The organism is Shewanella sp. MBTL60-007, from assembly GCF_019654915.1.
Taxonomy (GTDB): Bacteria; Pseudomonadota; Gammaproteobacteria; order Enterobacterales; family Shewanellaceae; genus Shewanella.
Genome location: NZ_BPET01000007.1, coordinates 20,870 through 32,779, shown reverse-complemented (window position 1 = coordinate 32,779; position 11,910 = coordinate 20,870). Strand labels below are relative to the sequence as shown.

Here is an 11,910-nt window from a genome sequence, read left to right as displayed (position 1 = left end):
ATATATGAGTTATGAACCATTCAAGTATAATTATTGGTTATAGTACAACGCTATAATTAAATCAAATGGAATATAGCATAATTGTCAATCTCTGCGAAGCACTTCTAGCTAATCCATGATGAAGATTACTACCCTAGAATGTTGATTTATAGTAGCATTAGTCGAATTGTAAATTTATTGGTTTTGCTATGATATTTGCTTCCGTCTTGATCTTGCTCGGCACCCTTTTACTGCTAGTAATTGGAATTAGCATCGTTCAGCAACAAAAAGCACGCGTAGAAGCTGAGCGGCGCAATGAACTTGCACGCCATCGGGCTATAATTGATGAAACCGAAGAGGTTTTGTCAAATACGGGCCTATTCCCTTGCTCATCAGATCTCATCCTTATGCTCTACCGAAGAGTTGAAGATGCACTAACTAACGCCCTCCCTATCGCTCGTAATCAGAGTAGCGATTTCGAGCGCCGTTTAATTGATTTGCGAGGCCAGATCCAAGCACTGCAATCTGCGCCTAAACCTGCGCCAGCAATCGAGTTATTTCGCTTACCAGACAGTGATAGACAGATCCTTACTCTTGTACAAACGCTTAAGAAAATGAAAGCGATTTTGCGAGCTGAGCATAATAAAGGCAAAGTTGATCCCAGTATTTTTAGTCAAGAAGAGCAACGTATCGATAGCCTACAACTTCGAATTAACGTTGACTCAATGCTAGGCAGGGGCAGAGCAGCCTGTTTTATGAAGCAGTATGGCTCGGCTAAACAGATGGTGACTAAGGCCCTAGCAACACTACACACAATTAAGGCTCAAACTCCAAATGATCCCTTTATCGCCCTAAAAGTAGAAGAAGCGAAAGCGATGCTTGAGGAGATCACCGGTGCGCAAAAGAGTGCGCATCCTGTTATAACCAAGTCCAAGGCTGAAGATGATGATATCGACGTTTTATTCCAGCCTAAGAAGAAGTGGTAACCAAAGCTCAATTTACTCTAATAAAATGAGTTATTTGCAAACCGTATAGCAGTAGCAATAAAAAAGCCCCGATGATTCGGGGCTTTTTTATTACGGTTTAAAGCTGAAGTCTATGACTCGTCTTTTTTCGCTTTTGGCTTGGCTTTTGGTTTAGCTTTTGGTTTAGCTTTCGCTTTTGGCTTAGCCTTGGCTTTAGCTTCTGTCACCCATTTGCCGTCAACATACTTCGATGTCCAGCCAGTCGCTTTACCATCAACGTCTGTTGCCACATACTGCTCTTTAGTCTTACGACTAAAACGCACTGTAGCAGGGTTACCATCATCATCTTCTGTTGGTGCATCGGCTAGGTACTGATACTTTGGCCATAACAGTTCACGGTACTTAACAAGCTCTTTCACCAACGGGCCACGAGTTTCTCGCGACTTAGGGAAAGTACTGGCAGCAAGGAAGATCCCCGCAGCGCCGTCTCTTAGCACGAAATACGCATCAGACTTAGTACACTTAAGCTCTGGTAAGTGAATTGGATCTTCTTTTGGCGGCGCCGCTTCGCCACTCTTCAGTAGTTTACGGGTGTTCTTACACTCTGAGTTCGTGCAGCCAAAATACTTACCAAAACGACCATTTTTAAGCTCCATATCGTTACCACAACGATCACACTCAATGATTGGCCCTTCGTAACCTTTGATCTTAAATTGTCCCGCTTCGACCTCATAGCCATTACAGGTTGGGTTATTACCGCATACATGTAACTTACGCTTCTCATCGATTAAGTAGCTATCCATCGCTGTGCCACAAATGCCACATCTGTGTTTAGCTCTTAATGCTTCGGTCTCTGCATCTTCACCATGTTCACTTATTGCCTCTTCACCAGGCGTTAAATTAATCGTGGTTTTGCAACGCTCTTTAGGTGGCAATGCATATCCTGAACAACCTAGGAACACGCCAGTTGTACCTGTGCGGATCCCCATTGGACGACCACAAGTCGGACACTTGATGTCATCAGTTATTACCATCTCATTCGGGCGCATACCGCCCTCTTCAGGTGGCAATTCAGCAACCTCTAACTGCTTGGTAAAGTCTTTATAGAAACCATCGAGCACTTTCTTCCATTCAAGCTTACCTTGGGCAACATCATCCAATGTTTGCTCCATGCTCGCCGTGAAGTCATAGCTCATTAGATCTTCGAAACTACCGACTAAACTATCGCTGACAATCTCCCCCATTTTTTCTGCGAAGAAACGACGGTTATCGACTTTGACATAACCACGATCTTGAATCGTAGAAATAATCGTTGCGTAGGTAGATGGGCGGCCAATGCCACGTTTTTCAAGCTCTTTAACTAGAGAAGCTTCACTATAACGCGCTGGCGGCTTAGTGAAGTGCTGCTTAGGTTGCAGCTCTTTTAGCGTAACCGCATCGCCTTGTGCGACGTATGGCAACGTATTGTCTTCTTCGTTTTTCTTCTTGATGGCAGTTTGAACGCGTGTCCAACCATCGAAGCGCAACGTACGACCTGTAGCTTTCAGCTCATAGTCACCCGCTTTTACAGTCAAACGGGTTGCGTCATATTTAGCAGGTGTCATCTGACATGACACAAACTGACGCCAAATAAGCTCATATAGGCGCTGTGCATCACGCTCCATGTCTGAAAGAGAAGCGGCGCTAACTTTTACGTTTGAAGGACGAATCGCTTCGTGAGCCTCTTGAGCGCCCTCTTTGCTACCGTAGCGAATTGGTGATTCAGGTAGGTACTTGTCACCATACTCTTTACCAATCATGTCGCGAACGCTGTCGAGTGCTTCTTGGCTTAAGTTGGTCGAGTCGGTACGCATATAGGTAATATGACCCGCCTCATATAAGCGCTGCGCCATCATCATGGTCTTCTTAACACCAAAGCCTAAACGCGTACTCGCAGCTTGTTGTAGGGTCGATGTGATGTACGGCGCCGATGGCTTGCTTGATGTTGCTCTGTCTTCACGAGCAGCAACCACAAAACTAGACTGAGATAGTTGGCTTACTGCAGTCTGAGCCTCAACTTCATTAACAGGGCTAAATGCTTTGCCTTGAAACTTAACCACCTGCATTTTTAGCAGTTCATCGGTTAAGGTATTTAACTCGGCATGAACATCCCAAAACTCTTCTGGCACAAAGGCTTTAATTTCACTTTCACGCTCAACCACAAGGCGAACGGCTACAGACTGTACACGACCGGCTGACAGGCCACGTGCGACTTTCTTCCATAACAGTGGCGAAGCCATAAAGCCCACGACACGATCGAGGAAACGACGCGCTTGTTGTGCGTTAACCATGTTGGTATCGAGGACCGACGGCTGGCTAAATGCATCTTGAATCGCAGTCTTAGTGATCTCGTTAAACACCACGCGTTGATAGCGAGACTCGTCACCACCAATCACTTGTTGTAGGTGCCAAGCAATTGCCTCCCCCTCTCTATCCAAATCGGTTGCGAGATAGATATGGTCAGCAGACGCTGCCAGGGTTTGCAATTCTTTAACGACTTTCTCTTTGCCTGGTAGGGTTTGGTATTTGGCTTTCCAGCCTTTTTCAGGATCCACCCCCATGCGGGCAACTAAAGCTTGCTTCGCTTTTAAACTCTTATACTCAGCCTTCTCCTCTGGAGACATCAGTTTAAGTTCAGCTGCTGTTTTACTGACAACTTTGGCGTCTGAACTCGATGATGTAGGCAGATCACGGATGTGACCTACGCTCGACTTAACGATGAAATCTTTGCCTAGATATTTATTAATAGTCTTGGCTTTGGCCGGTGATTCGACGATTACTAGCGATTTACCCATAGATTAATTTGCGCCAACGAGTCTCAGAAAACGGAAAATTGGCTCCATATATAGAGGGTTGTGTAAAGAGTTTCAAGCTAATCCCTCTTTTATTTGTACTGGAGTACCAATTTTTAACCATTTTTGAAATAAATGTGAAAAAATATAGTGCGTATTTAAAAATAAATATTTCATTATTAGTCATCAAGCAAGTATTAGTTGTGCATTTCGATGCAAATCTACAGTTTTCATCAATTTTTACTCGCTTGTGAAGCACCAGCTCTTAAGTATACTGGCCGTAATAATTACAACTCAGAGAAAGATATAACACCTGAGCTACCCTTAAGGATAAAGAAGAATGAAGCATTTTGAAGCGAATTTCGACGGACTCGTTGGGCCAACGCATAATTACGCTGGTTTATCATTTGGAAACGTCGCCTCTTTAAATAACGCCGCTGCCACGTCAAGCCCGAAAGATGCGGCTAAGCAAGGTCTCAAAAAAGCCAAAGCCCTAGCCGATCTTGGTCTCGTTCAGGGAATGCTTGCCCCTCAAGAACGCCCAGATCTATATACACTGCGAAGAATTGGTTTTTCGGGTACAGATGCTGAAATCTTAAATAAAGCTGCTAAAGAAGCACCTGCGTTGCTACGTGCCTGTTGTAGTGCCTCCAGTATGTGGACAGCTAACGCCGCAACTGTATCCCCCAGTGCCGATACCCATGACGGCAAGTTACATTTCACTCCGGCTAACTTGGTCGATAAGCTACATCGCAGCATAGAGCCAACGACCACGGGTAATATTCTTCAAGCTACGTTTAACGATAGTCGCTTTTTCAAACATCACCAACATCTACCAGAACATACTAGTTTTGGCGACGAAGGCGCAGCTAACCATACTCGACTTTGCAGCGAATATGGTCATGCAGGTGTCGAGCTCTTTGTCTATGGCCAAGAAGCCACTAATCCACAAGCGCCTAAGCCACAAAAATTCCCTGCTCGCCAGACTCTCGAAGCTTCACAAGCGGTGGCTCGCCTGCATCAATTAGATGATGAGGGCACGGTTTATATTCAGCAAAATCCCGATGTGATTGACCAAGGTGTATTCCATAACGATGTCATTGCAGTGGGTAACCAAAATGTGTTGTTCTACCATGAGCAGGCCTTTTTAAACACACAGGCAAAACTTACTGAAATTAAGAACAAGTTTGGTGACTCAGCCTTACACTTTATTGAAGTTCCTACCTCTAAGGTGGCGATTCAAGATGCGGTAAAGAGTTACTTGTTTAACACGCAAGTTGTCACGTTGCCTTCCGGTGAGATGGCGATTATTGCGCCAACCAACTGTCAAGAAAACCCAGCCGTATTTGCTTACCTTAACGAGCTAGTGACGCTTGATACGCCTATTAAGCAAGTGCTCTATTTTGATGTAAAGCAGAGTATGCAAAATGGTGGTGGCCCAGCATGTTTGCGTCTACGCGTTGCGATGAACCAAGACGAAGTGGCAGCAGTTAATCAGCACACCTTAATGAATGATGCACTGTTTACTCGCCTAAATCAGTGGGTAGACAAACATTATCGCGATCGCCTATCGGTTGAAGATCTTGCCGACCCTCAACTTGTCATTGAGTCGCGCACAGCACTCGATGAGCTAACCCAGATCATGAAGCTGGGCAGTGTTTATCAGTTCCAAAGATAACACTTGTATTAAGTCCGCTTTACAACATAAAAAAAGCCCCGCTATATGCGGGGCTTCTAATTGTTATCTCTTTAGTTAATTGAGATAGGTAATGAAATCACCTGGGTTTTCACTCCGCCTGGCGTTTCAACTGTGACAAGGAAGGTTCCTGAGTTTGGCTCATCTTCACCTTTAATGGTCACACTAAACTCTCGTCCGCCATTATAATTAGTGCTCGGCCAAACGTATTCAGAACCACTCACAACTGAGCCCGCACTCGCCGTAAAACGAACCTTAGAGCCTGCAGGCATCTGCTGATTATGAAGATCTGAGATGGTAAAATATACGGTTCCTGTCGCTTTACCGATAATATCGATACTTTGATCGTAAGAGCCATTATCCCCACTATAACTATCAACAATTAATACGCGAGAAGGGTCTGTTGCTAATGCCGAGCTACCTGACATCACGATAACTAGACTGCCACGAACATAAAGAGACTTAGAGTCACTGACACCATCGGCACAAGCATCATGAACTGGATCAGAGCACAATACGCCATTATATTTGCCATCTTTAAGATCAAAGACACCGTTAGAATTAAAATCAACTAACTCCTCTAACTCGCCACCAGCTTGACCATTGTCCTGCTGTGGGTTAAACAAGCCATCTTCATTATAATCATTAAACGCATCATCTAAATCAAACGGCATGCCACTCACATCGTTCTGTGTTCTAAACGCCGTCACTTCATCAGCATCAAAACGGCCGTTACCATTTAAGTCAGGGAATGATTCTTCACCAATAGCTGTGGCTGTAATAGTCGCTCGTCCACCATACTTTTGACCATAATGGTTACCATATACACCTAACGCTGAGTCAAAAGACAAGGTCGCAATAGGATCGTTAACCATCACACCGGCACCATTGATTAGCTGATAACCTTCAGGTCTCGCCTGCTGACTGGTCCAGATAACGCTACAAGCGCCTTTCTCAGTTTGACAAGCATCTTCAATAGAACCGCCTTCAGTGGTAAATGAAATCGTTGTTCCATCAGGAACAGGGTTATTAAATGCGTCAGCTAAGCGAGCGGTAACAGTGACCTCTGTACCATCAACATCCCATCCTTCTGCATTTAATACTGAAGCAGATAGAGAAAAACTATCTTGATCCGGAATACCCGTAGACACAACTAGCTCACTCGACTGACTCGAAATAACAGGAGTAGAGTCAACGACAGTACCAGTGACACGCACCGATGTTGCTACCGTACCAGTTCTCACCACCGTCTGGGCAATACCTTGATTATTGGTCGTTGCAGTCTCAGGATCTAAGCTAATTTTACCCACTTGAGTATTGAGCTTAAATGAAACTGCTTGATTGCTAACTGGGTTGCTATTTGTATCTAATACCTTGAATTGTATAACCGAAGACTCTACCCCGCCCGTACCTAAAATACTGATATTTTGCGGTGTCGCAGATAGGAATACGATACTCCCGACATCTGCAGGTAATACTTTAATCGTTGCCGTTGCCGCTAAGTTCAGTCCACCTGCATTGGCAGTCACATTAATCGCATCGTCCCCTTTACACCCCTTAGCTAAATAGGTGGTGGTAGCCACACCATTTACCGAAGGAACTGGTGAACTAATTTCAGCTTCTGGACTTGGCTTAGTTGAACAGGTTGAAGAGAAGTTAACATCTACAGGCTGAGTAAACGGGTTACCATTTTCATCTTGAATTGCCACCGAGATTGTTGCCGTGCCGCCAGCAGTTAACTCGTCTACACTGACGTTTGCAACACCTTCTTCAAAAGGCGTACCACTACCCATTACAACATTTGTTGCACCAATAACGACAACAACTTTCCCCTCTTCGCCGCTTGAGAGTGAAGCTGTCACTTCTCCAGCCCCAAGAGAGCTACCAGCATAGATATCTACAGTTGCTTTACCATTGCTATCGGTCACAGCTGACTTAATTGGCAGATCACCTATGGTTGTTGCAAAAGTAACGATAGAAGGCTTATTAATGCCACTTACCGTTGCCGTCACCTTTCCCGGTACGGTTGTGGTAATCGCTTCAACAGGTGCGCCATCTATATCCGTTAACGCAACAACAATAGACGCGCCGCTGCTAACTTCACCGCCATCGCCTTCCATTACAAAAATCAATGGTTCAGAGGTTATATCGCTATAACCGGCTACTTCAACGGTTAATGAGCCCGCTCCGGGGATATTCGAAGTCGCCAATAACACTTTAGCGGTACCATTACCGTCAGTCTTATCGGTGCCGATTCCAGGGATAAAGGTTCCTATCGAACTGTTATCTAACTTAAAAGTAACTAACTTTCCAGCCAAAGGCCCATGGAGAGAACTTGTTACCACAGCCGTAACTTCTGCAGGCTCCTCTGCTTTAATGGATTCAGTGTTTGAAATTGAAAGTGCGACAGTAACTACTTCTGTCGGCTCCGGCGGATTTGGGTTGCCTGGATCGGTCGAAATACTGCCGCCTCCACCACAACCTATGAGGAAAAATGACCATATTAAAGCAAAAAAAACACTATAAGCTGACTTCATTGTCAGACTCCCTGTTACTCAAATTATTATTTTCGGCAATTATACATTCACCTAAAGCCATACATTACACAATTTACCTGCAACTTTTCCACAATAAACAGCTATTTTTTTAAAAGAATCAACCCAAACTTTAACCCAAACCCCATTTCATCAGTGTCACTTTCTTGTTACGCTTTAGTGCGCAAATTGAAAAGCATAAAAATTATACAGGAAGCACTATGTCTGCTACGAAAACCAAAAAACTCGGCCTCACGAGTAAGATTCTGATCGGTATGTTTACCGGTATTATTCTTGGATTATTATTACGCAATCTGTTTCCAGAGAGTGATTTCATAAAAGAGTACATCACCGAAGGCTTTCTAAATGTCATCGGAACCATCTTCATCTCCAGCTTAAAAATGCTCGTTGTTCCCCTAGTTTTTATTTCATTAGTCTGCGGAACCTGCTCCTTGAGTGAACCCTCAAAAGTGGGACGCTTAGGCGGTAAAACCATCGCGTTTTACCTGTTTACAACGGCTATTGCACTTTCAACGGCGATCCTTGTCGCCATCGCCGTCCACCCAGGAAATGCCAGCATGGTGACCGAGGGGATGCAGTTTGATGTTAAACAGGCGCCTAATCTTTCAGATGTCATCATCAATCTAGTCCCCACTAACCCACTGCATGCGATGAGTGAAGGTAATATGCTTCAGATCATCATCTTTGCGGTGATCTTCGGTTTCGCTATCTCACACATTGGCGAGCGTGGTGCACGTGTTGCAGCGCTGTTTAACGACCTTAACGAAGTTATTATGCGTGTTGTTACGCTTATCATGCAGCTTGCTCCTTACGGTGTTTTCGCCCTGATGGCAAAACTGGCACTCACACTGGGTATGGAAACATTTGGAAGTGTTGTTAAATACTTCTTCGTAGTTTTGGGTGTTTTACTTGTCCATGCATTCGTGGTTTACCCTACGCTGCTAAAAGTGTTCTCAGGACTGAATCCATTTACCTTTATCCGCAAGATCCGTGACGTACAGCTATTTGCTTTCAGCACAGCAAGCTCAAACGCGACACTGCCTGTGACCATTGAAACGGCCGAACATCGCATGGGGGTAGACAACAAGATCGCCTCATTCACCCTACCACTAGGTGCAACGATTAATATGGATGGCACCGCGATCATGCAGGGTGTTGCCACGGTATTTATTGCTCAAGTCTTCGGTATCGAGCTAACCATTACCGATTACGCTATGGTAGTTGTAACCGCAACGCTTGCTTCTATCGGTACTGCAGGGGTTCCAGGTGTTGGTCTTATCATGCTTGCTATGGTACTCAACCAAGTCGGCCTGCCTGTTGAAGGTATCGCATTAATTATTGGTGTAGATAGACTGTTAGATATGGTGCGAACAGCGGTTAACGTCACTGGTGATACCGTAGCGACAGTGGTAATTGCCAAGTCTGAAAATGAATTTAACGAAGCGGTATTTAACGACAGCCAAGCCGGTAAAGTTGCGCCTGGTTTCAATGCTCAGGTTCATGCTGAAGAAAATAAACTAAGCTAATTTTCATCGCTACAATGACTCATTAAGCGAGTAATCTACTGGCTTTAAGAGCAGCATTAATCAAAAGGCATCCAGTTGGATGCCTTTTTTGTACCAAATTAGATTAACACCGTAAGACTATATAAGAATAAGTATAAGGATAAGATCGGCGGTAACTATTTAATATTAAGCTTTTTTAGGAGCCTAGCGGGCGTGCCACCAACCATAGAGTCCGCTGGTACGTCTTGGTTAACCACCGAGCCAGCGGCAACAACTGAACGTGCACCAATCGTCACTCCTTGGTTAATCACCACATTACCGCCTATCCAGACGTCGTCTTCAATGGTGATCGGTAGACAAAAGGTTTCCCAGCGACGTCGGCTTAAATAATCTACTTCATGGGATGCGGTATAAAACTGACAGTTTGGCCCGACCATCACATGATTACCTATGCTGATCTTAGCGCCATCAAGCATCACTGCGCCCATATTGATAAAACTGCCGTTTCCAATAGTTATCTGTCTACCAAATTCACAACTAAACGGTTCTCGCACTATAGAGTCTTCACCAATACTATTGAGCAGTTGTTTTATCAAGCACTGTGTTTCACTAAAACCTAAACTATTGCTAATTTGCTTTTGCAATAAATAGGCATTGTCTCGTACTGCTGAAATCTCAGCATCTGCACCATCAAACACTTTGCCATTGAGCATTTTCTCGTATTCAGTCATCGCTTCATTTTTCTTATGTTATTTCAGGGGTAGGTTCAAAAAAGGCATAACTCAGAATGCTAAGTTATGCCTTTCAAAATTATGTCACAGCCAGCCCTTAAGGCTTCTGAGCTTATCTTTCCCAGTATGACTCTTCTAAGCTATCTTCACGTTCTGGTAAGCCACGAGAAAGTCTAGGACTATGCTGCGCAAGTACTTCGTACGCTACACGATTTGCATACTTACAAATTTGTGAGAACGATGAATAACAAAGTCCATCACGCTTATGCTTACTTGAACCTGGTACGTTAGTCTTGTGGAAAGTATTAGACGCTAAATCATGTAGCAACGCCGCCAACGCACCGTCACCAGCACCGTTAGTATTACGAATAATTTCAGGGCCACCCATATAAGGAGAGATATGAGCGTACACCTTTAACGGTGAATCGCAATCAGCCTTTAATTTAGGACGAGAGAATTCGTAGCGGTTAAACTCAGGAATTGAGCCAGGCAATAAGGTATGGCTAGTTTCACGCTTCTCAGAGTCTTCAGTGTAACCCGCAGTGTAAAGTCCTAGAGGACCCGCTGTGGTCAATACCATGTCACACCACTCTAACGCCGCTTCACTTGCCAATAGTGGGTCGCTAAAGCCTGTTAAGGCTTCGCCTTCATCTTCGTTCATTGCCAAAATAGTCACGTGCTCTTTAATGAACTCTTGCCACCACTTTGGATCTTCTTCGATTAAAAAGCGCGTACCTAAGGTTAACACCACAGGCACTTCGGCTTCTTTGGCATAGTTAATCGCTGTCATAGCCGCTTCGGTGATCTGATCATCACCACTGGCACGCATCAAGTATGCCGTCAGGATCAGCGCCGAGCCACCTTGAACAACCTCTTTATCGATGTATTCAGGTGTCAGTTGATCCATAGACCCCTTACTGATCGCAAAAGTACGCTCGCCACACTCAGAAATAAGCGTGAAACAGCGACCAATAGGGCCAGCAACAGGTTGTAAGTAGTTTAGATCCACCTTCGAAGAAGTATTACAAAGGTAGCGATAGGCATAGCTACCCACCTCAATGCTTTGGCTCATCACGCCAAATAGCACTGAGCGATCGTCGGCTAAAATTGAGTAGTTGTGTACCGTGTTACCAATGGTACCGCCAGCAAATTCATCGCTGATCAAATCATTGTTCTTCAGCTCGGTATAAAGTGCATGTGCCTTGTCATCGTCGATCAAGGTTGAGTTGCCTTTAGGCAGCTCATAGCGGCTCAATAACTCATCTTCCACTTTAGCCTCAATATCTACCAACGTCTGGTCGATACCAGAGATGTAGGTTGAAATCGGCAGAGGCTGCTGGATCAACTGCGCAAGCAATGGATCACGATTTTTGACCGGAAAATAATGTTTAGACTTACGCTGACCTGGAAACTTCATATTGAGCTCTCTTTCATTCGGCATCCATGCAAAATATAAATTAAAACGGGTAAGTTATCTCAAGCTGCTTATTTTAATACCAACAAGCAAACTCTGCACTTCAAACAGCTAGCCAGTGTAAAAACTCTCCCTTCACTATTTGTTTAGCTTAGTCATAACTAAGCAAAAATAGTGAACTTAAAGGGCTAGATGCGCGAAAAGGTGGGGGATTTTACCACACCCCACCTCTTT

The 11,910-nt window shown here is 44.4% G+C and carries 7 protein-coding genes; 3 read left to right on the top strand and 4 right to left on the bottom strand.

Annotated elements, in window-relative coordinates; translation table 11 throughout:
- Positions 1 to 188: 188 nt before the first annotated feature.
- The gene (locus tag K5Q92_RS03700; RefSeq protein WP_220767707.1) at positions 189 to 965 is read left to right on the top strand and encodes a hypothetical protein; all 777 of its coding nucleotides are present in this window, start codon (positions 189 to 191) and stop codon (positions 963 to 965) included.
- A 110-nt stretch (positions 966 to 1,075) separates the two neighbouring features.
- Here K5Q92_RS03700 and topA read toward each other — a convergent pair whose 3' ends face one another.
- Positions 1,076 to 3,778 carry a type I DNA topoisomerase gene (gene topA / locus K5Q92_RS03695; RefSeq protein WP_220767706.1) on the bottom strand — a complete coding sequence of 901 codons (2,703 nt, stop codon included), beginning with the start codon at positions 3,776 to 3,778 and terminating at the stop codon, positions 1,076 to 1,078.
- A 337-nt stretch (positions 3,779 to 4,115) separates the two neighbouring features.
- Between topA and astB the strand changes: the two genes are divergently transcribed.
- On the top strand, positions 4,116 to 5,453 hold the full coding sequence (astB, locus tag K5Q92_RS03690; protein ID WP_220767705.1) for an N-succinylarginine dihydrolase: 1,338 nt from the start codon (positions 4,116 to 4,118) through the stop codon (positions 5,451 to 5,453).
- A 71-nt stretch (positions 5,454 to 5,524) separates the two neighbouring features.
- On the opposite strand, the gene K5Q92_RS03685 is transcribed toward astB, so the two are convergent.
- Positions 5,525 to 8,008, bottom strand: coding sequence for an Ig-like domain-containing protein (locus K5Q92_RS03685; RefSeq protein WP_220767704.1), 2,484 nt, complete (start codon positions 8,006 to 8,008; stop codon positions 5,525 to 5,527).
- Positions 8,009 to 8,226: 218 nt separating this feature from the next.
- Here K5Q92_RS03685 and K5Q92_RS03680 point away from each other — a divergent pair, with 218 nt between their 5' ends.
- Entirely contained in the window at positions 8,227 to 9,552 is a 1,326-nt protein-coding gene (locus K5Q92_RS03680; protein ID WP_220767703.1) for a dicarboxylate/amino acid:cation symporter, read from the top strand.
- A gap of 155 nt (positions 9,553 to 9,707) precedes the next feature.
- On the opposite strand, the gene K5Q92_RS03675 is transcribed toward K5Q92_RS03680, so the two are convergent.
- Entirely contained in the window at positions 9,708 to 10,262 is a 555-nt protein-coding gene (locus K5Q92_RS03675; protein ID WP_220767702.1) for a sugar O-acetyltransferase, read from the bottom strand.
- Positions 10,263 to 10,374: 112 nt separating this feature from the next.
- The gene (locus K5Q92_RS03670; RefSeq protein WP_220767701.1) at positions 10,375 to 11,679 is read right to left on the bottom strand and encodes an inosine/guanosine kinase; all 1,305 of its coding nucleotides are present in this window, start codon (positions 11,677 to 11,679) and stop codon (positions 10,375 to 10,377) included.
- Positions 11,680 to 11,910: the final 231 nt, after the last annotated feature.

Coding starts and splice junctions, on each gene's coding strand:
- K5Q92_RS03685 (WP_220767704.1), bottom strand. CDS start 8,008: ATGAAGTCAGCTTATAGTGTTTTTTTTGCTTTAATATGGTCATTTTTC.
- astB (WP_220767705.1), top strand. CDS start 4,116: ATGAAGCATTTTGAAGCGAATTTCGACGGACTCGTTGGGCCAACGCAT.
- topA (WP_220767706.1), bottom strand. CDS start 3,778: ATGGGTAAATCGCTAGTAATCGTCGAATCACCGGCCAAAGCCAAGACT.
- K5Q92_RS03675 (WP_220767702.1), bottom strand. CDS start 10,262: ATGACTGAATACGAGAAAATGCTCAATGGCAAAGTGTTTGATGGTGCA.
- K5Q92_RS03700 (WP_220767707.1), top strand. CDS start 189: ATGATATTTGCTTCCGTCTTGATCTTGCTCGGCACCCTTTTACTGCTA.
- K5Q92_RS03670 (WP_220767701.1), bottom strand. CDS start 11,679: ATGAAGTTTCCAGGTCAGCGTAAGTCTAAACATTATTTTCCGGTCAAA.
- K5Q92_RS03680 (WP_220767703.1), top strand. CDS start 8,227: ATGTCTGCTACGAAAACCAAAAAACTCGGCCTCACGAGTAAGATTCTG.